At 30.6% G+C, this 21,814-nt stretch carries 17 protein-coding genes and 1 tRNA gene; 10 read left to right on the forward strand and 8 right to left on the reverse strand.

All coding sequences use genetic code 11. The annotated features are described in order from the left end of the window. Window positions 1–43 precede the first annotated feature (43 nt). Window positions 44–1,903 carry a hypothetical protein gene (locus FRY74_RS08920; protein ID WP_223265856.1) on the forward strand — a complete coding sequence of 620 codons (1,860 nt, stop codon included), beginning with the start codon at window positions 44–46 and terminating at the stop codon, window positions 1,901–1,903. A gap of 43 nt (window positions 1,904–1,946) precedes the next feature. Further along, entirely contained in the window at window positions 1,947–3,611 is a 1,665-nt protein-coding gene (locus FRY74_RS08925; RefSeq protein ID WP_147100667.1) for a potassium channel family protein, read from the forward strand. A 16-nt stretch (window positions 3,612–3,627) separates the two neighbouring features. Here FRY74_RS08925 and FRY74_RS08930 read toward each other — a convergent pair whose 3' ends face one another. Both FRY74_RS08930 and FRY74_RS08935 read right to left on the reverse strand, forming a co-directional pair. Further along, the gene (locus FRY74_RS08930; protein WP_147100669.1) at window positions 3,628–6,525 is read right to left on the reverse strand and encodes a cation:proton antiporter; all 2,898 of its coding nucleotides are present in this window, start codon (window positions 6,523–6,525) and stop codon (window positions 3,628–3,630) included. A 66-nt stretch (window positions 6,526–6,591) separates the two neighbouring features. Beyond that, complete coding sequence (locus FRY74_RS08935; protein ID WP_147100671.1) at window positions 6,592–7,497, reverse strand: mechanosensitive ion channel domain-containing protein; 906 nt, start codon at window positions 7,495–7,497, stop codon at window positions 6,592–6,594. A 64-nt stretch (window positions 7,498–7,561) separates the two neighbouring features. Between FRY74_RS08935 and FRY74_RS08940 the strand changes: the two genes are divergently transcribed. Next, window positions 7,562–9,097 carry a glycine--tRNA ligase gene (locus tag FRY74_RS08940; protein ID WP_147100673.1) on the forward strand — a complete coding sequence of 512 codons (1,536 nt, stop codon included), beginning with the start codon at window positions 7,562–7,564 and terminating at the stop codon, window positions 9,095–9,097. Window positions 9,098–9,153: 56 nt separating this feature from the next. Here the strand turns inward: FRY74_RS08940 and FRY74_RS12895 are convergent, their stop codons facing one another. After that, window positions 9,154–9,519 (reverse strand): hypothetical protein, encoded by a 366-nt coding sequence (locus FRY74_RS12895; protein WP_170227994.1) that lies wholly within the window; start codon window positions 9,517–9,519, stop codon window positions 9,154–9,156. Between the two features lie 195 nt (window positions 9,520–9,714). Between FRY74_RS12895 and FRY74_RS08945 the strand changes: the two genes are divergently transcribed. Both FRY74_RS08945 and corA read left to right on the forward strand, forming a co-directional pair. Beyond that, complete coding sequence (locus FRY74_RS08945; RefSeq protein ID WP_147100675.1) at window positions 9,715–10,593, forward strand: mechanosensitive ion channel family protein; 879 nt, start codon at window positions 9,715–9,717, stop codon at window positions 10,591–10,593. Then, a complete protein-coding gene (gene corA, locus FRY74_RS08950; RefSeq protein ID WP_147100676.1) occupies window positions 10,594–11,673 on the forward strand; it encodes a magnesium/cobalt transporter CorA in 1,080 nt (359 codons plus the stop codon). Here corA and FRY74_RS08955 read toward each other — a convergent pair. The 3 genes from FRY74_RS08955 to FRY74_RS08965 form a co-directional block, all read right to left on the reverse strand. Then, the gene (locus FRY74_RS08955; protein ID WP_147100678.1) at window positions 11,670–12,518 is read right to left on the reverse strand and encodes an SPOR domain-containing protein; all 849 of its coding nucleotides are present in this window, start codon (window positions 12,516–12,518) and stop codon (window positions 11,670–11,672) included. The genes corA and FRY74_RS08955 overlap by 4 nt on opposite strands. A gap of 102 nt (window positions 12,519–12,620) precedes the next feature. Further along, window positions 12,621–13,433: a DUF4249 domain-containing protein gene (locus FRY74_RS08960; RefSeq protein ID WP_147100680.1), complete on the reverse strand. Its 813-nt coding sequence runs from the start codon at window positions 13,431–13,433 to the stop codon at window positions 12,621–12,623. Between the two features lie 3 nt (window positions 13,434–13,436). Then, window positions 13,437–15,794: a TonB-dependent receptor gene (locus FRY74_RS08965; RefSeq protein WP_147100683.1), complete on the reverse strand. Its 2,358-nt coding sequence runs from the start codon at window positions 15,792–15,794 to the stop codon at window positions 13,437–13,439. 121 nt (window positions 15,795–15,915) lie between these two features. Between FRY74_RS08965 and FRY74_RS08970 the strand changes: the two genes are divergently transcribed. Continuing rightward, window positions 15,916–17,226 carry a DEAD/DEAH box helicase gene (locus tag FRY74_RS08970; RefSeq protein WP_147100686.1) on the forward strand — a complete coding sequence of 437 codons (1,311 nt, stop codon included), beginning with the start codon at window positions 15,916–15,918 and terminating at the stop codon, window positions 17,224–17,226. On the opposite strand, the gene FRY74_RS08975 is transcribed toward FRY74_RS08970, so the two are convergent. Beyond that, window positions 17,223–17,486: a DUF1456 family protein gene (locus FRY74_RS08975; RefSeq protein WP_147100688.1), complete on the reverse strand. Its 264-nt coding sequence runs from the start codon at window positions 17,484–17,486 to the stop codon at window positions 17,223–17,225. The two genes, FRY74_RS08970 and FRY74_RS08975, sit on opposite strands and share 4 nt — an antisense overlap. A gap of 132 nt (window positions 17,487–17,618) precedes the next feature. On the opposite strand from FRY74_RS08975, the gene FRY74_RS08980 reads away from it, so the two are divergent. Continuing rightward, complete coding sequence (locus FRY74_RS08980) at window positions 17,619–18,863, forward strand: hypothetical protein (RefSeq protein ID WP_147100690.1); 1,245 nt, start codon at window positions 17,619–17,621, stop codon at window positions 18,861–18,863. Window positions 18,864–18,896: 33 nt separating this feature from the next. Here the strand turns inward: FRY74_RS08980 and FRY74_RS08985 are convergent. Then, window positions 18,897–18,968: transfer RNA gene (locus FRY74_RS08985), tRNA-Arg, on the reverse strand. 122 nt (window positions 18,969–19,090) lie between these two features. Here FRY74_RS08985 and FRY74_RS08990 point away from each other — a divergent pair. From FRY74_RS08990 to proC, 3 genes are all read left to right on the forward strand, one after another. Beyond that, entirely contained in the window at window positions 19,091–19,504 is a 414-nt protein-coding gene (locus FRY74_RS08990; protein WP_147100692.1) for an IPExxxVDY family protein, read from the forward strand. Between the two features lie 2 nt (window positions 19,505–19,506). Beyond that, a complete protein-coding gene (gene pyk / locus FRY74_RS08995) occupies window positions 19,507–20,934 on the forward strand; it encodes a pyruvate kinase (RefSeq protein WP_147100694.1) in 1,428 nt (475 codons plus the stop codon). Window positions 20,935–21,001: 67 nt separating this feature from the next. Next, window positions 21,002–21,808 (forward strand): pyrroline-5-carboxylate reductase, encoded by an 807-nt coding sequence (proC, locus tag FRY74_RS09000; RefSeq protein ID WP_223265857.1) that lies wholly within the window; start codon window positions 21,002–21,004, stop codon window positions 21,806–21,808. Window positions 21,809–21,814: the final 6 nt, after the last annotated feature.

The following is a 21,814-nucleotide window of genomic DNA, read 5'->3' on the forward strand; positions in this document are numbered from 1 at the left end:
ATTTACTTTTTGTAAACAACGTCCTTAAAAAAGGATTTACTGAATGAAAAATGATATGACTGAAAAGAACATGAAAAAACAACACACATTTCACATCCCTGTTATGGGAATTGGTTTTACGATAGACACCCCTCTTAAGGTAGCTCCTTATGGAATTTCCTCTGTGCTTTCTTTAGGCGATGATAAACTTGCTGATAGAATGAGAGCGCATTATTGCAATAAATTAAATATTCCTTTTGTTGAGGTTCCGAAAGATGATGCTGATGGAAGAGCGAATAGAATTACAATGTATCTTAACTTAATGAATGAAATGGTTAAGAATAAATTTCAAGAAATAAAAAATGCATCATTTGAAAAAGGAAGTGAACTAACAAAGTATTTTGAAATGCTTCCTGATTTTAATGACTTAAAGAAAGAATACAATAGAATGAAGAACGAAAGTGATTCTTCTGTAATAGAAAAAATACAACACTGGCTTAAAGAAAATATGACTCCTGGGTCTATAGATGTAAACATCATGACCAAACTAGATAGAGCCAACTTTACAAAAACAGGAGAGCAACTACCTCAACATATGAATGATGCTCATGCAGCATTAAGAGGTTTTGCAAACAGCGATGTAAATGCTGGAGTTGTTTTATCTGCAGGATTAAGCCCTCGTTTGTATAGCTATATTTCAAATTTTGATGGTTTTTTCCCTGATGAAAATGAACAGTTAGCTAAAAAAGTAATCTTGAAAGTAAGTGATTATCGTTCTGCATTAGTACAAGGAAAATTTTTAGCAAAAAAAGGAATTTGGGTTACTGAATATAGAATTGAGTCTGGATTAAATTGCGGTGGACATGCTTTTGCTACCGATGGTTTTTTAATGGGTCCAATTTTAGAAGAATTTAGGTTACACAGAGAAGAATTAATTGAACAAGTACACGAAATATTAAATGACGCTTTAGAAGGCTTAGGAAGAAAAAGATTGTCAAAACCTTTAGAGTTGTTAGTTACTGCACAAGGTGGGGTAGGAACTGCTGAAGAACATGAGTTTTTAATGGAACACTACAAAATGGACGCTGTTGGATGGGGAACACCTTTCTTACTAGTTCCAGAAGCAGTTAATATAGATGGTGATTCGTTTAAAATATTATCTGAAGCAACAGAAGAGGATCTTTATTTAAGTGATATTTCTCCAATAGGTGTTCCTTTTAATTCTGTTAAAGGAAATACAAAAGATATACTAAAGGAAGAGAAAATTTCAGAAGGAAAACCAGGAAGCCCTTGTCCTAGTCAATTTCTTAAAATTTATAATACTGAATTTACTGAAAAGCCAATTTGTTTAGCTTCGCGTCAATATCAAAAATTGAAAATAGCAGAACTTGATGCTAAGGGTGTTAATCCAGAAGAATATAAAAAACAGTACGATAAGATAACTGTAAAATCTTGTATTTGTGCAGGTTTAGTGATGACTGCTTACACTGAAAATAATTTACTTAGAAAGTCTGATGGCGAAGGTATTTCAATTTGTCCTGGTCCTAATATGGCTTACTTCTCAAAGAAATCTACATTAAAAGAAATGGTAGATCATATTTATGGAAGAATAAATGTATTAAACGATAGCTACCGTCCGCACATGTTTATCAAAGAATTTAACATGTACATCAATTACCTTAAAAACAAAATTGAAGAGACAAAACCAAACTTAACGATAAAACAAAAAAAGCAATTGGTTTTATTTATTCAAAATCTTGAAAAAGGTAATGAATATTATGATTCTCTTTTTACTGATGTAAAAGAGTATTTTACTGATGCTAAAAGTTCAATAAAAAAAGAGTTAGCGGCTACTAAAGAAGTTTTAGCAGAATTAAATGCTGAAATAGAAAATCTTTCAATTGCAACTCCAGTAACTCAGTAACAATAAATTTTAAAGTATATGCTACCTTTTGTTTTATAAAATTATGGAAACAAGGTTTGCAACATACAATATTGAATTTATAGAAACTTCTTTTTCCAATGAACATTGGAATTTTAGTAAAACAGTTATTGTTCGGGCTTACGTAGAGAATAAAATAATTGCTAAAAACACCTATGGTTATCTTGAGGTTGAGGCTGTTTATCAGAAAATTAAAAAGGGAGAATCAATAAACCTTGACAGTTGTTATGTCAAAAACTTTTCATCAATCGAATTGAATAAGGCATTAAATTCTGATGGAAATTCATTCATAGAATTAGAAAACTTTTCAGCTCAAAATTCATTTTTTGACTGTACTTTAGGTAGCGATTTCTCAAAACTAAAATTTAAAGGTGGTGTTAATTTTAGTAACTCCATTTTTTCTCATGGAAATCTTTCTTTTGTTAAATCGGTTTTTTATGATGGCCCTATAAATTTCAAAAACGTAGAGTTTGGTAATGGAGAAATAAACTTTCAATATGCCGATTTTGGCAACAATAATGTATCTTTTTATAAGAGTATTTTTTATGGTGGATTAGTTTCATTTGTTAATGCTACTTTTAAAAATGGAGATGTAAATTTCAGTAGCATCAACTTTAATAATAGTAAAGTAAAATTTCATTTTGCAAAGTTTGGTGAAGGAGATATTAATTTTCAAAAAACAAAGTTTGGCGACCAAACATTTGATTGTAGGAGAGTTGAGTTTGGAAGCGGAAAATTAGACTTTAGACGCGCAACTTTTGGCGATGGATTTGTCACTTTTGATGAATCTGAGTTAAAATCTGGTAAAATAAACTTCAAACTTGCTCGATTTGGTAGTAATGACATTTCATTTAAGCAAGTTGATTTTTCAAATAGCGAACTGATTTTTGAAAACGTATCCTTCGGTACTGGGCATGCACTTTTTAATGTGTCAAAAATCAAAAAAATATCATTTAAAGGTTCTCGAATAGATGTTTACTTAGATTTAAGGGTTGATACTTGTGACACCATCGATTTATCAGACACTATTTTAAGGGATATTATTGACATTCAACCAGTAAAAGAGAAAGTTGCCATCAAAGTTTTTTACTTACAGGGGATGAGAAACCTTGGGAAATTTATTATTGACTGGAGAAAAAATAATGTTAAAGATTTAATTAAAAGTCAACCTGACACTACATTAAGAGAGAAAGCAGAACAATTTAATATCCTAAAAGAAAATTTTCACCTTAACGGGCAATACGAAGATGAAGATGAGTCTTATATCCAGTTTAAACGATTTGAACAAAGAGCTGATGTAAAAGACGCAATGGAATTGGGTGGTAAAAAACTCGTTTTATTGCCCTATTACGTGTTTAGATGGATTGTTTTTGATAAAATGGGATTGTATGCCACAAACCCTCTTAGGGTTTTATTTAGCATGATATTAATTTATATCATGTTCAGTCTAACTTATATGGTGCTTCCTTATTTTAATTTAGGAACAATTATAAATTCCGTTGGAGCTACTGATGGATTAAATTACCTACAAACATCTTTTTACCATAGTGCTATTACCTTTTTAACAATAGGTTATGGAGATTACTACCCAACAGGATTTAGCAGAGCTCTTTCTGTTGTAGAAGGATGGATGGGATTGTTCTTAATGAGCTACTTTACGGTAGCTTTTGTAAGAAAAATATTAAGATAATTTTTTTCCTCTATAATCAACTAACAATAAACAAAACCTTTGAACCGGCTTCAAACTCAAAAATACTATTGCTTAAAATTGCCGGAGCAGAGATTATTTTTTCATTATCCTTAGCTGTTCCATTTATTAACACACTAAAACCACCCGTCAAATCCTTACTCGTATTTACTGAATAGGAAACGAGATTAGCATCTCTTAATTCTTTCTTAAATTGAGCTTCAGATAGTTTATTAAAAGGTTCAATATCCTTCAATAAATAATAAGCATATCTATTTGCTGTAATCTCCCAAATTTTTTCTCCTACAGAAGGGTAATCTGTTACCAAATGTTTTAAATCAGAAGATGAAATCCACATTGCTGTCACAGGTGTTTCTGCAGTAACAGTAGCTGCACGTTTGTTGTTGTTTAAAGCAGCGACTTCTCCAACAGCTGCTCCGGGCCCTAAAACATCTATTAACTTATCTTTAATTGTAATTCTTATTGTTCCTCTAACCAAGATAAACATCCCATCTTGTAGCTTATCTTCTTTTAATAATACATCATTTGTATTGAACATTTTACTTTTAAATAACTTAGATATCTTATGAAACGATTTATGATCAACCTCTTTTAACCATGAAACCTCAGACATAAATTCTTCAGCATCTGGTAATTCAAATGATGGAGGTGCATCACGAAGCTGTTTCATTCTACTTTCTATGTTTGCAATCATTTTATCTGCTTCTCCTTTAGCAACACGGCCTCTTTTTAAAAGTCGCTCTACAGTATGCTTTTCATAATTCAACATATTCCTAACAGCCTCTCTTGTCGCAATCGCATTGTATATTTCAGGATACTCTTTCCCTAGGTTTCTTAAAAAAGTTAATCCTTCTATTTTGTTCTCATTTATTTCTTCTTCAATTTTTTGTAATTGAACAATTTCCTTTTCATCTGCCGCGCGAATCATACTTTCTAGAAGCTTTAAGCTTTCTTCTTGAGCAGCGACAAAACCTCTTGCTGTATCATAACTAATAATCAATTTCTCAAAAAATAGTTGCTTAGCAAATGCTCCAACTATAGGATAGTTTTGAGCTTTACTCAAAAAGCTTGATGTTTTAAGTAAATTTTCAATATCTCCCCTATCAGAAAGAGAAACCTCCCCTTTTTCATCCAAAATCGTATTTATATCTCCAGTTAATAAATTATAAGCTTCTCCTCCAAGTAACCCATCTTTAAACTGATGCCAATAACTACCTTTCTCTTTTTCTAAAATTCTTCTTCTTGTTTCTGCTAATACACTTTGTTCTTGTATGTTGTCTGGGATGTCCATAGCATCAAAATCTGGCATATAATTCCTAACTGTTTTCCAATTTGCTCTTTTTAGATACCTATCAGTTTTAAGGTTTTCAATATTTTTTTCTACGCTTTGTTGCAAATAAACATTAGAATTATGCATTGCTAAAATCTTAGCTGGAGCCAATTTTGTTAGTCCAAGTTTCTCTACTACCATTTTCATAGTAGTTGCATTTATCAATAATGTTAAGGTTACTATTCCTGCAGTTAAAAACAAAAATTGATCTCTTATTTCTTTATCAATGCTATCTGACCCAGCAACGATTAATGCAAGTGCTAATCCTATTGCTCCTCTTAATGCTCCATACCAAACTACATAAGCATCTTTTTTTGTTATACCATATCCAAATTTTTTCATGGCTGGGAAAAACATAGCTATTACAATAGCTCTAACAATAAAAATCCCAATATATATAGCAAAGAGTAATATAAAATCATTCAACGAAAAAACTGTTCGTTCAGCAATTACAACACCTACTATTAAGAAAATTAATGTATTTGCAATAAATGCTGCTAGCTCCCAAAACTCATGTAAAAAGTGTTGAACCTCAGGACTAATTTTTGTTTTACCATAACTTGCCATTACTAAGCCGAAAGCTACTAATGCTAAGACTCCTGAAACGTGAAAGAAATATTCAGCAATAAAAAAAGTAAGATATGCTGCTGCAATAATTGCAGTAATTTCAACTAACATATCGTTGAAGACCTTTTTAATCCATTTTATTATTAACCACCCTATTAAACAGCCTATAGCAACACCACCAAAAGCGACTCTAAAAAATTCAAAAATTGGAGAGGTATCAGAATCTACTGTTCCAGATAATCCAACAAAAATTACCATGAAAATTACGATAGCTGTACCATCATTTAATAATGACTCTCCTTCTATTAACGTTCCTAACTTTTTACTTGCCCCAAGTTCTTTAAGGATAGAAACAACAGCAACTGGATCGGTTGCACTAACAACAGAACCAAAAAGTAATGCTATGGTCCAATTCCATTTGCCTAATCCAAATCCAAAATAATAAATGCCAACAACAAAAAAAGCAGTTAAAACAATTGCTACAATAATTCCAGGAACTGCCATTATTGTTGAATTCACAAATGTTTTCTTAAAAACGTGAACATCCATTGCAAAAGCTGCTTCAAAAATTAATATCGGTAAAAAAACATACAACAATAAATGAGGATCGATATTAGCAGCCCATTGTATTGATCTATCCATAAATGAAAAATCAAAAGTCATTCCATTAATATCAAAAACACTTAAGTAATCAAACCTCCCAAGCACACCTAATAGCAATCCAATCAGCAGTAAAACTACTGTAAAAGGTAATGGGCTATTTTGAAAAAAAAATCGAGTTAATGCGCCTATAATAACAGCAATAATGATAAAAAATAAAGGAGAAGTATCTGTATGATGCTCTTCATGAGTTGCTTCATTGTTTGTCACATGATGGTCTGAAACTTCCGTATTTTGATCTTTTGCAGCCACCTCATGTTCATTAGATCCGATTAATGAAGTTGATAGCATTAAAAAAAATGATACTAAAAAAATATTTCTAAAAATTAATCTTGCCATTTTGTTATCGTTTATTTTATAAAAATAATTAAACTCTGTGTAATTAAAACTGATAGAAATCAATGTTTAATTCTGTTTGTCAACCTTAATGTTTGTTACCTCAATTGCTGCAGAAGCAATCATAATAATATCATCATATTTAGCAATTTCGTCAAGTAGTGTTGTGTAAATTAAATCTTTAGTCCCTCTCCTTTTTTTGTAATCTACAATATATCTTAAGGTAAAAGTAATCCAGCTTTCATCAAATTTTAGAGTAACCATTGGCTGAACTTGTGCCTCTTCAACTTTAAATTTATTTGATAACTCTTTCCACTGTGACTGACTTTTCGTCGCATAATCTCCACATATAGAAATTAATACATTTGTAAACAGTTCTTTAGCTTTTTTATAATCACTTTCAGTACGAATCGGAATAGTTAATTCATCCCATAAAAATGGATACTCAGCTGAATAATTATGTACATTTTCTTTGAACACAAAACTATTTGCAACTGAAACTATACACCCGTTATATAAATCGCCATCTACCCACTCTCCTACTTCCATAATCGTTGTTCGCATTATGCTTATATCAATAATATCACCTTTAATTTCACCTATTTTTACACGCTGACCTACTAATACATTACCCGAAACAACAATGTTCAACCATCCTGCTAAGGTTATTATTAATTCTTGTAAAGCAAATGCAACTCCAGCTCCTGCAACACCTAATGCGACTCCAACATTACCTAGCTTATCACTATATACAAACAGAACTAAGGCAATAATAAAAATATAACTTATTAATCCAACCGCTTTTCGAGCCTTGTATTTGTTATCATTACTCTTTACTGTGTTATTTAAGCCTTTTTTTACAAGTTGCGCTGCAATTAAAATAATTAGCACGCCTATTCCTATAAAAATTAAACGTTGAGTAATTGGATTATTAATCCATGCATTAATCTTTTCCATCATAATTGATCTTTGCATTAAAGGTAAATATTTTAATAACAATACTATCTAGCATATCATTCAAAAAAATTACTTTTGCGCCATGGCAACAAATGAAGATAATTTAAAACAAATCATATCTCACTCAAAAGAGTATGGATTTGTATTTCAATCAAGTGATATTTATGATGGCCTAAGTGCTGTTTATGATTATGGGCAACTTGGAAGTGAGTTAAAAAACAATATAAAAAGCTACTGGTGGAAAGCAATGGTGCAAATGCACGAAAACATTGTAGGTATTGATGCAGCTATTTTTATGCATCCAGAAACTTGGAAAGCTTCTGGTCATGTTGATGCTTTTAACGATCCTTTAATTGACAATAAAGATTCTAAAAAAAGATACCGTGCTGATGTTTTAATTGAAGAGCATGTAGAAAAAATTCGCTTGAAAATTCAAAAAGACGTTGATAAAGGGATTAACAAGTTTGGCGATGCTTTTGACAAAGAACAATTTTTAGCTACCAATCCAAATGTTTTAAGAAATCAAGCGAAGATTGATGACATAAATGACAAGTTTAAGAATGCAATGAATAATGATGATTTAGCAGCTGTTAAATCATTAATAGAAGAATTGGGAATTGCTTGTCCTATTAGTGGTTCTAAAGAATGGACAGACGTAAAACAATTTAATTTAATGTTTAGTACAGAGATAGGTTCTGTTGCTGATTCAGCCAACAAAATTTATTTAAGACCTGAAACTGCTCAAGGTATTTTTGTAAACTATCTAAATGTTCAAAAAACAGGTAGAATGAAAATTCCTTTTGGGATTGCCCAAATAGGGAAAGCATTTAGAAATGAAATCGTTGCTCGTCAGTTTATTTTCCGTATGCGAGAATTTGAACAAATGGAAATGCAATTTTTTGTTCGCCCGGGAGAAGAGATGAAGTGGTATGAATACTGGAAAGAACAAAGAATTAAATGGCATAAATCGTTAGGAATGACCGATGATTATTATCGTTTTCATGATCATATTAAATTAGCGCATTATGCAAACGCAGCTTGCGACATTGAGTTTAACTTTCCTATGGGGTTTAAAGAACTAGAAGGAATTCACTCAAGAACAGATTTTGATTTAAAACAACACGAAAAACACTCTGGTAAAAAATTACAATATTTTGACCCAGAGCTAAACGAAAGCTACGTTCCTTATGTTGTAGAAACTTCTATTGGTTTAGATAGAATGTTTTTAGCTACATTATCTTATGCTTATTGCGAAGAAAAATTAGAAGATGGATCTGAACGTGTAGTATTAAAATTACCAGCCGTTTTAGCTCCAGTTAAATTAGCAGTAATGCCATTAACTAAAAAAGATGGATTACCTGAAAAAGCTCGTGAAATTTTAGACAGCTTAAAATTTGATTATTACTGTCAATACGATGAAAAAGACTCTATGGGGAAACGTTACAGAAGACAGGATGCTATTGGAACACCTTATTGTGTAACTGTTGACCACCAAACATTAGAAGACAACACGGTTACAATAAGAGATAGAGATACCATGAAACAAGAACGAATTGCGATAAGTGAACTCGAAAAACTCTTAAAAGCAAAATTTGATTTAAAACAGTTTTTAAACTAATAAAAAAAGCCTCGAAATATCGAGGCTTTTTTTATTAGTACATTTTCTAAACATGCTTATTTATCATCGTCGTCATCTTCATCGTCATCAGCAACATCATAATCTTCATCGTCATCATCATCAGACACAGCATCTTCATCCTCAACATCATCTACCTCATCAATTGCATCTTCAAAATCATCGTCATCTTCATCGTCTTCATCGTCTTCAACAGGTTTGTAAGTTGATTTTTTTTCATCATCAACTATTACCAAAAAATTAACTGGTTCACCATCTTCTTCACCTTCCATTAAAAATCCTTCTTCCATACTTCCTTGATATGGAAAAGAGAAGAATTTAACATCTTCATCTTCTAAAGTTTGTCTAATTAATTTTCTCATCGCTGGAGAAACCTTAGAATACTTTATGACCTTTTTTTTCATCTATTGTTGAGTTTTAAAGGGTCAAATATAAATTTTAAATCAAAATAAAAATCATTTTAAAAAAAATATTTTTTATTTTTTTTGACCTCATTTTATTCCCCATTTTTTAAATAAACAAACTTTAGTTTATAAAAACTTTTTATTATTTTATATACACTGATAATTGAGGTTACTTTTAATATAAATTATACTTTAATGAATACTATAAAAACATTTTTTTCAAGTCTAAATTTCAAATACTTAGATCATATTTTATTGGTTGTTACCACTATTGTAATTGCATTTTTAATTTCATTAATACTTAGAAAAATTGCTCAAGCAATTATTACAAAGTACTCTGAGCGAATTAAGGTTGACCCGACAAACTATTCGTTTTTAAAAAACTCTTTAAGTTTTATTATTTTCTCAATAGCTGTAATATTTATCTTTATAAAAATTCCATTCTTTAATTCGTTAGGCAATGCACTTTTTGCAGGTGCTGGTGTAACAGCTGCAGCTATAGGATTTGCTTCCCAAAAAGCCATTTCAAATATTGTTAGCGGAATATTTATTTTAATATTTAAACCATTTAGAGTTGGTGATACTATTAATTTTTCAACATATAAAGGAGTGGTTGAAGAAATCACATTAAGACATACCGTTATTCAAGATTATGAAAATAGAAGGATTGTAATTCCAAACAGTACAATAAGTGAAGACACAATTATAAATAGTGACATAACAGACGAGAAGATTAGGAAACACCTTGAATTTGGAATTAGTTATGATTCAAACATTGACAAAGCAATAGAAATTATCCAGAAAGAAGCTGAGAAACACCCTTTATTGATTGATTACAGAACATCTAACGAAATAAATAATGGAGAACCAATTGTTTTAGTTAGGGTTGTAGAACACGGAGAATATGCAATTAAGCTAAAAGCATACCTTTGGTGTGAAGGTAATGATAATGCATTTGCCCTTAGTTGTGATTTACTAAAGTCAATTAAAGAAGAATTTGATAAAAATGGTATTGAAATACCTTTCCCATATAGAACCATCGTTTATAAAAACGATATACCAAAACACTCCTAAATGAAAAAAAAGAGTCATAAACATAAATTATCATCTTCAAAAGCAGGCTTACCTCCTGGAGATCTTGTATATAGAGGTGAAGTATATACTGAAAACAAATCAGTTAATTTATTATCGTTTAACACAAAATCATTTGAAAAAATAGATTCTGATAATGTTGAGTTAATTTTAAAAAAAGTAAATCCTGACTCTTTCAATTGGATAAATTTAGTTGGCTTACATAATACAGATGTTATAAGTAAAATAGGCTATCATTTTAATATTCACCCATTAGTTTTAGAAGATGTTTTAAATACAGAACATCGGCCTAAAGCTGAAGAATCTGAAAGTTATCTTTTCTTCACTTTAAAAATGTTTAAAAAGCAAGAAATAGATTCTGAAGAAAATGATTACGAGCAAGTAAGTATCCTACTAGGTAAAAATTACATTATTACTTTTCAAGAAAAAGAGGGAGATGTTTTAGATACAATAAGAGAGAAACTAGCAGATGAAAATTCAAAGCTTCGTAAAAACAATATCGATTACCTCTTTTATCGTATTATCGATTCAATTGTAGATAGTTATTACAAAATGATTGAAGATTTAGGTGATAAAATAGAACATCTAGAAGATTCTATTTATCTGAATGCAAATTCGCAACATTATAAGATGGCTCAAGACTTAAGAAGAGAACTTATTTTTTTAAGAAAGTCTGTTTATCCTTTGCGGGAAGCGATTGCTAAAATGACTAAAGAGAACTCTACTGGATTAATTTCTGAAGATACTCAGCGTTACTTTACGGATGTTTATGACCATAGTATTCATATTATTGAAACCATTGAAACTTATCGAGATTTAACATCGGGATTAATGGACTTATATATGACCAGTGTAAGCAATAAAATGAATGAGATTATGAAAGTATTAACTATCATCTCTACAATTTTTATTCCTATAACTTTTATAGCAGGAATATATGGTATGAACTTTAAATTCATGCCTGAACTTAACCATAGATGGGGTTATCCGATTGCACTTTTTCTAATGCTTGGAGTAGTGGTTGTGATGTTGATTTTCTTTAAAAAAAGAAAATGGTTTTAATAGCTAACAACAAACGAATCAGTTAAGTTATTTTCTTCAATCAATTTTTGCTTAACAGCCTTTGCTTCATCGTAGCTTTTAAACTTACCAATGTATATTTTTATAACACCATTAATCTCTTTTTTGTAAGTGTCGTTAGAATTAAGTTTATATTCAGCTAAAAACTCTTTAAATCGAGCTTCATTAAAAAATTGTAATGATAAAATTTGGACAGAATAGGTTTTAGTATTTTCATCTAACCCCATATTAGTTGACGAATTATAACCTTGAGGCATAGCCAATGTTTCTTCTTCCTTCTTATTTTCTTCTTTAATAATTTCTGGTTGATTTAAGTCTTCTATAGCAGCGGTAGTTATTTCTTCTTTAACATCTTGTTCTATTATAGATGCCTCTTCTAAATGTGTACTTACACTATCAATTACAGACTCTTCAACAAACGTGTGATTTGAAAGTACAATTTCTTTATTTACTTTTTTCATTTCTTCGTTTACTGTATATTCTAAAAAGACTGGAAGAATAGCTTCGCCAACATCATTATTGCTTTTAGTTAATTGATAATTAATGTCAACATCTATTTCCCCATCGAACTGGGCATAAAACTTAACCTCATTACCTCTTTTATCAATTAATAAAGCTGGTTCGTTAAAAAGCTTAAAGGTGTATTCATCAGGTATCGTAAATTTTAATCTTAAAATTCCTCCACTCCCCTTTCCACTTACTTTTGTAGTAATATGGTATATTCCTGCTTCTGATTTTAAAATCTTATTTTCAAGAGAAAGATCTTGAGCAAAGCTAAATTGAACTAAAAATAAAATCCAAAAAAGTAATTTAATCTTATACACCATAACTTGTTATTTAATAGCAAGTTCGAATATATAAAAAGGATTTTGTAGAAACAAAAATTAACTAACAACTAATTAACATTAGTTTATTAATAAGTGAAGTAATTATAAAGGGGTGATTATAATTGATTTTTGGCTTTTTGCATACGCACCAAAATATCCAACTACATTTTCACCCACGACATTAGATTCTGGATTTCCAGGTACTTCTCCATTTTGAGAGGATTCTATAGCATTAAAGTATCTATAGTTAATTTCATCAACAGATAAAAGTTGGACTGTTGCGGTATCTCCTTCTTCAAATTCTGAGATAAAAATAGGAAAGTCAACATCATCTCCATCAATAAAATTATTATCTAAAGACAAAAATCCTTTCTCTTGTTTTTCTCCATTAAACACTTTTAATCGATAAAAATTTTCAATATTCTCAGGGTCTCTAAAATGAGTAAAGACTCTATATTGTAAAATGTCTCCTTCATCACCACCAAAAGGATTATTCACCTCTTCATAAGACAACGAGTCTAATTCTATTTTAGTTGACAGAATAGATTCTGATGTGAAGATTTTACCATCAACCGTTACATTTAAAAAATATTTTCTACCTGAGACTCCTTCTAACAATGTGTTTTGATAACGACCTGGCTCAACTTCTGATAAAGTAAAATTATTTCCAGCATTATCTGAAATTATTACTGAAGCACCTGATATTTTTTCAAACTGACCTTGATTATCATTGAAAGATTTAGATTTAGATAAAAGAACAAAATTATCTCCTAAACTATCGTGAACGATACCTTCAACAACAATCATTTGTTGAGCATCATCTAAATCAAGTTCCACTACTTTTTCACATGAGAAAAAAGTTATAGTTAAAGCTAATAAAAAACTTACCTGTATATATTTTATCATCTTATTCATACCTTAAAATTTAAAGTTATAAGAAACCGAAGGAATTATCTTAAATAATGATAGCTGAACTGTTTCTGTTTTTGTTGGATCATCTTCACTTTCTCTAAACGTATATGAGTAAGCGTTCTCTCTAGCATAAAGATTGTAAATAGAAAAATTCCAGCTCGATTGAAACTTCTTTTTTACTTTCTCTTTTTCTCCTGTATCAGGATTTAATATCTCTCGATAATTTTTTCCATCCCATACTACACCTACATCCATTCGGTGATAGGCTGGCATTCTTGATCCATTTCGTTCTGAATACAAGTTTATTGTTTGATTATCTACAACATATTTACCTGTTGGAAAAGTAACTGCATTACCGGTATAATAAACAAAAGTTGAAGATAAAGAAACACGCTCACTAAGTTTATACATTGCTACTAAAGAAAGGTCATGTGTTCTATCTTGTTTAGCAGGATACCAATCTCCATCATTAATTTCATCAAAAGTCACCTCAGTTCTAGCTAGTGTATAACTTAACCATCCTGTAAACTTACCTTTTCGTCTTTTTAAATAAAATTCCAATCCATAAGCTCGCCCTTTTCCATATAATAATTCTCCTTCCACAGTGGCATTAAGTGTAATCTCTGCTCCAGTCCTATAATCAATTGTGTTTTGCAATGCTTTATAATACGTTTCAACTGAGAATTCATAGGTATTGTCTTTAAAATTTTTAAAGTATCCTAGAGCAACTTGATCTGCTATTTGTGGTTTTATATTGTTACTACTCGGTAACCATGCATCTGTTGGATTACTTCCAGAAGAATTAGACAATAAATGTAAATATTGATAATTCCTATTATAGGATGTTTTAATAGAACTAGTTTCATTTAAAATGTAATTAATACTCAACCTTGGCTCTAATCCATTATAACTTTTTACCGCTTCATAATTATTGAAGTTACTTGTATCAGCAACATTTCCTTTTTCATCATAACTATATATTTCTCCCGGACCTATTTGTGTGAAGTTAGAATATCTTAAGCCATAAGTTGCAGACCACAGTTCGTTAAATTTATGCTCATTACTTATATATAAACCAGACTCTAATGAATAACGATTTTCTATTTTGGTATTCCCTATTGCCTCACCACTAGAAGAAATTTCTCCAGGGTCAAACGCATGATGAATAATACTTCCTCCAAAGTTTAATTTGTTTTTTTCATTCCAAAAGAAATCCAAATCTTGTTTTAGAGTAATGTCCTGTATTTTAGAGTTTATTTTAAACCCCGCAGCTTTTATATCTATTAAGTAATTGTAATTTGAAAAAATTAATGAAGTATTGCTAAATAATTTGTCATTATATAAATGATTCCAACGTATTGTTCCTGTTGAATTCCCCCATTTAAAAGCAAAACGGTCAGCAAAACCTAAATTATCTCTTCCAAAATATCCTGAAATAAATAACCTGTCCTTGTCACTAAACTGATAATTTGCTTTCATGTTTAAATCATAGAAGTAAAGCGAAGTATTCCTTCGATCTTCATCACTCGATAACTTTAAAAATAAATCAGCATAAGTTCTCCGGCCACTAATGATAAAAGAACCCTTGTTTTTTACAAAAGGAGCTTCAATTGTAAGCTTTGAAGCAATTAAACCAATTCCTCCAGATGCAGATAGCTCTTTAGAATTTCCTTCTTTCATTTTAATATCCATAACAGAAGATAATCTACCGCCATATTCTGCTGGCATACCTCCTTTATATAATTTCAAATCTTTTATTGCATCTGAATTAAAAACTGAGAAAAACCCTAATAAATGGGAAGCATTATAAACAGGTGCTCCATCAAGTAATATTAAATTTTGGTCAGAACTACCTCCTCTTACAAAAAATCCAGCATTTCCTTCTCCTCCAGATTTTACTCCTGGCAATAATTGAATTGTTTTTAAAATATCTCGCTCACCAAACAATACAGGAATGCTTTCAATTTCTTTCATATCAATTTTAGTAACACTCATTTCGTTCGAACGAATGTTCTCATCTTCTCTTTCTGCACTTATTTCAACTATTTCTAAATCGGTTGAGCCAGAAGATAATTCAATATTGTTTTTTATATTTTGATTTAAATTAGCTTTAAATTCAATTGTTTTATAGCCAACATAGCTGTATTGAAATGTATACTCTCCCTTAGGCAAAGTAATTGAATAGAATCCATAAAGATTAGTTACCGTTCCAACTCCTGGCAATTCTTTTACAAAAATGGTTACACCAATTAAATCTTCTCCATTACTATCATTCTTAATAGTGCCACTCAATGTAAATTTTTCTTGGCTAAATAATGTTGCACTAAAAAAGAGAAATACTAAAAGCTGAAAAGTTTTCTTCATGTTATGATTAAATATTGAATGCAAAACTAATTATTTGAACTTGTATTGTAATGCCGCCCATCATTTTTAACATTTTAACTATACACTAATTCTTGATGAGATTAAATGTAATTTTGTCAACATGTCAACTACAACTATAAATCAAAAAGCTATTCTTGAAAAATTGAACATAAAAAGTTTGAACAAGATGCAAAATCAAGCTTTCAACTCAATTTCAACTAACTTAAATACTGTTTTACTTTCTCCAACAGGTACGGGTAAAACCTTAGCTTTTTTACTTCCCTTAATATCTAGTCTTAATTTAAACTTACCTGAAATTCAAGCTTTAATTATTGTTCCTTCAAGAGAATTAGCGCTACAAATAGATCAAGTAATTAGAAGTATGGGGGCTGGCATTAAATCGAATGCTGTTTATGGTGGCCGTGCTTTCTCTAAAGATAAACTTGAACTGAAACATTTACCTTCAATATTAGTTGGAACTCCCGGAAGAATAGCTGATCATTTAAGAAAAGAAACTTTTTTTACCGAAAACATTAAAACATTAGTACTTGATGAGTTTGACAAATCACTTGAAGTTGGTTTTGAAAACGAAATGAAAGAAATTATAGCTTTATTACCTGATGTAGAAAAGAAAATTTTAACCTCAGCAACTCAAAAAATTGAAGTTCCAAAATTTGTTGGATTACAAGATCCAATTATTATTGATTTTTTAGAAGAAGGAGATTCTCAATTAGTAGTAAAAACGGTTATTTCTCCTACAAAAGATAAAAGAAAAACCTTGGTTGAGTTGTTAAATAATTTAGGAAGTCAGCCTGGTATTATTTTTTGCAATTTTAAAGACACTATACAAGATGTAAGTGATTATTTAACTGACAACTTCATCAGTCATGGATGCTTTTATGGTGGATTAGAACAAAAAGACAGAGAAAGAGCACTTATAAAATTTAGAAATGGTACCCATCAACTTTTAATTGCTACAGATTTGGCTGCACGAGGAATTGATGTTCCTGAAATAAAATTTATCATCCATTACGAATTACCTCCTAGAAATGAAGAGTTTACTCACAGAAATGGACGAACCGCCCGTATGAATGCTGATGGAACCGCCTATGTTTTAAAATGGAAAGATGAAAGTTTAAGAGATTTTATTGTTTCTACTGAAATTGAAGAGTTAACACCTAAAAAAGCTCAACTTAAATCTAACTGGGAAACAATTTTTATTTCTGGAGGAAGAAAAGATAAAATTTCTAAAGGTGATATTGCTGGAATTTTTATGAAACAAGGCAACTTAACTAAAGATGAGCTAGGTATTATAGAGATTAAACAAGACTGTTCCTTTGTAGCTATAGAAGCCACAAAAGCAAGTCATATTGTTAATCAATTTGATAATACTAGAATAAAAAAGAAAAAAGTGAGAATTACTATCGTTTAATCTTTCTTTTCTTTTTTGGGAGGTTGGGGCTTTCGCTCCATAGGCCCTCTTTTATGAATGATTAATCCATTTAAAAAATTCCTTAATATTTGGTCTTGCAGTTCCATGTATTTAGGATGGTCTTCTTTCCTGAAAAAAGCATTTAATTCACTTTTAGAGATATTAAAATCAACCAACTTTAAAATTTCAACAATATCATCGTCACGTAATTTTAAAGCAACTCTAATTTTCTTTAGCACATCATTATTCGTCAATCCCATAGTTCAATTTTTTGGAAAATTAGCTAATTAAGACTATTTAGCAACAGCTAATTCAATAAAATAACCATAATAATTAAACTGTGTTAGGAAAATTAAAATAGCTTAAATTTGATAACCAAATTATTCATTACCATGAAAAAAATATTAACTCTTTTACTTATCGTTGTTTGTGTTTCTTCTTCTGCACAACAAAATTATACGCCCATTATATTTGTGCATGGCATGTTAGGAAGTGGAGACAGTTGGGCTAAACCTGTTCAGTTATTTAGAGGGCAAGAATACCCATCAGAATACTTAAACGTTATGGATTGGAATTCTTTAATGTTTGGACAAATAAATACTTCTAAACTGTTAGATAGCATTGTTGACGATGTCATTGCTAAAACAGGTGCAGAAAAAGTAAATTTAGTAGGACATTCTGCTGGTGGTGAAGTCTGTAGCGCTTATTTAAAAGATAGTGCTTACGTAAAAAAAGTAGAAAATTATATTCATTTAGCAAGTGGGAAACTAACCACAGATTTAACTGTTAGAACGCTTAACTTGTATTCTCCTGACGATCAAATTACTGGAGGAGAAGATATAACTGGTATTGAAAATATAGCGATACCTAATAAAGATCATTACGAAATTGCTACAAGTACTGAAAGTTTTCAAGCTATGTTTCGATTCTTCAATCCTAACCTAACACTTAAGTACCCGACTTCTATACTTCCAAAAAATGTTTCTGGCAGGGTAATCTCATTAGGTGAAAATAAACCTGAAATAAATGCCACTATATTTATATTTGGTATCAATCCTGAAACTGGCGATAGAACTTCAAAAAGCCCTCTATTCACTTTTATAGCAGATGAAAATGGTAATTGGGGGCCTTTTTTAGCAGATGAGGAAACATTTTATGAATTTGTAATAAAACCCACAAACCCTAATAAAAGAACTGTTCATTATTACCGAGAACCATTTCAAACGGAAAATTCATTAGTGTATTTAAGAACGATTCCACAAGAAGGAATGGCCGCTATGCTATTGAGTGGAATACCAAAAGATAAAAAACAAGCTGCACTTGCAATTTTTAGTGCTAATAAAGCTGTTATTTATGGAAGAGACACTTTAATAGTGAACGGTATAGAACTTTCTTCTGAGCAATTATCTCCAGCAAAGAAAACAGCTATTGCACATTTTTTATACGATGATGATAAAGATGGAAAAACTAATGGGCAACCTCTTGCTGCTTTTCAAATGTTTCCTTTTTTAAATGGCGTTGATGTTTTTTTAAATAGTAAACCAAAGGAATTAATAAGAATAAAGTTTAACCAAAACACTTTAACACTAAAACCAATTCCTTCTGACGGAGGTGTTATGGTTGTAGTCTTTGATTAAAAAATCAATACAAATGGAAGACCTTTTAAAAAGTAGCCCCGCTAGGAATCGAACCTAGATCTACAGTTTAGGAAACTACTATTCTATCCATTGAACTACGGGGCCAAGGTTGCAAATTTAGGAATATCAATGATTTAAATTGTATTTTATATATCTTCTAATAAATAACCTTAAATTAACCGAAGTATATTAGTGTTCTTTATATCTTTGTTTATTATTTTTTATGCATGACTAAACTGTTGTTAAATATCGAGGAAGAATATGACTTTTACTTAATCGGTATTAGTTGTCATGCAAAAGATTATAGGTTGTGCTGGGAAATGAATAGGCTTTTAAATATTGATTTAGCCAGAACCGAAGATTTAGATATTAATTTAAAAACCAATATTGGTAAATTCTCCTTTTATGAATTTATAGATGAAGAAAATTATTCTGAATATTACTTAATTGCTAATAGAAGCAGTAAAGGTTTTTTAATACCTGAACAAAAAAATACCGATTTTTTATTTATGATAAAAGGAGCGGCTTACGATTCAGTTATAGACGAGATTTCTGAAAAAATTAGTTCATCAGAAATAGTATTAACTTCGTTTAATATTAATGTCGAGGCCTTAAAGTCAAAACAAAACTTATTATTTTAACTATGGATTTTAGAAAAACAAAAATAGTTGCTACAATTGGACCAGCAACATCCTCAAAAGAGAAACTGAAAGAGCTTATCGATGCAGGAGTAAATGTGTGTAGAATTAACTTTTCTCATGGGGCTTATGCTGATCATGAATCGGTAATTAATAACATTAGAGAAATTAACAAGGAAACAGGTGGTAATACTGCTATTTTAGGAGATTTACAAGGTCCTAAAATTAGAGTTGGTGAGATAGAAAATAATAGTGCCAATCTTATTAATGGAGAAGAGATTATTTTAACTTCAAAAAAATGTGTTGGTACTAAAGATAAAGTATATATCAGTTATCAAAATTTTCCAAAAGATGTTCACCCTGGAGAAACAATATTATTAGATGATGGGAAGCTTAACCTAAAAATTAAATCAACAAATAATGTTGATGAAGTGATTGCAATTGTTGTTCACGGAGGAATTCTTTCGTCAAACAAAGGGGTCAATCTTCCTAATACCAATGTTTCTTTACCTTGCTTAACCGAAAAAGATTTAAATGATTTAGATTTTGCTTTAAAAATGAATCTAAGTTGGATTGGGTTATCATTTGTTAGAAATGCAAGAGATATTATTGAATTAAAACACATCATTTCTGAGCACAAAAGCAATGCAAAAGTTATTGCAAAAATTGAAAAACCAGAAGCGATTAAAGACATCGATGATATTATTAAGCATACTGATGCCATTATGGTTGCAAGAGGAGATTTAGGTGTAGAAATTCCTTTTCATGAAGTACCCTTAATTCAAAAAATGCTAGTCAAAAAATGTATGACTGCTGCAAAACCTGTTATTATTGCTACTCAAATGATGGAAAGTATGATAGAAAATATCACACCTTCACGTGCAGAAGTTAATGACGTTGCAAACGCTGTTTTAGATGGTGCTGACGCAGTAATGCTAAGCGGAGAAACTTCAGTTGGAAAACACCCAATTAAAGTAATTGAGAGTATCGTTAAAATTATTAATGATGTAGAAAAAACAGATTCTCTATATCACTATGAATATCCACCAGATGAAGATAACCATGATAGATATATTACCGATTCTATCTGTTTTAATTCTTGCCGTTTAGCTCAAAGGACAAATGCTAGTGCAATTGTTACTATGACTTTCTCTGGTTATACTGGATTTAAAATTGCAAGTTTTAGACCAAAAGCAGGAATTTTTATATTTACTGGGAATCACGAAATATTAAATATGTTGAGTTTAGTTTGGGGTGTTAAAGCTTTCTATTACGATAAGTTTGTAAGTACCGACCACACCATTGCCGACATTAAATATATTTTAAAAAAACAAGGCTATGTTAAGGTAAACGACCTCACAATTAATATTGCAAGTATGCCAATTACAGAGAAAGGACAATCAAACATGATGAAGTTAAGTTATGTAGAGTAATTTTAAAGCAACAGAAAATTACAGACTCCTTATTACTTAGTACCTTTGCCTTTAAAATTGTGAAATTGTGAATACAAAAATTACCATAATTGGTGCAGGAAATTTAGGAACTTCATTAGTTAAAGGGTTAGTAGAAAGTAAAATTTACACCCCTCAAAACTTTGTTTTAACCAGACGGAATACTACTAAGCTCTCTTCATTTAAAGAGATTGGCTGTGAAATAGCTATTAATAATATCGAAGCTGTTACTAATGCTAATATTATTATTTTAGCTGTACTTCCACAAAAAATAAATGAAGTTCTAAATGAATTAAAAGGAAGTATTAAAGAAGATCAATTGGTCGTTTCTTTAGTTTCAGGTGTAAAAGTTAAAAACATCCAAAATATACTTGGAAGTACAATTCCAGTTGTAAGAGCAATGCCAAATACTGCCATTGCTATTCGCGAATCGATGACTTGCATTGCTACAACAAGCAATTGGAATGAAAAACTACCTGAAGTTGAAGATTTATTTAAGCTCGTTGGAGAAACTATCGTAATAAATGAAGAACAAATGACTTCAGCTACTGCATTATGTGCCTGTGGAATTGCTTTCTTCTTAAGAGCAATAAGAGCTGCTTCGCAAGGTGGTAATGAAATAGATTTTCATGCTAATGAAGCTTTAAAAATGGCCGCTCAAACTGCAAAAGGTGCTGCAAGTTTATTGATTGCTAACAATTCACACCCAGAGGATGAAATTGACAAAGTAACATCTCCAAAAGGTTGCACTATTGCTGGTTTAAATGAAATGGAGCATAACGGATTTAGTTCATCTTTTATAAAAGGCATAACAATCTCAGCTAAACAAGCAAAAGACCTTTACACAGAAGAATAAACTACA

This window comes from Vicingus serpentipes, assembly GCF_007993035.1.
Taxonomy (GTDB): Bacteria; Bacteroidota; Bacteroidia; order Flavobacteriales_E; family Vicingaceae; genus Vicingus; species Vicingus serpentipes.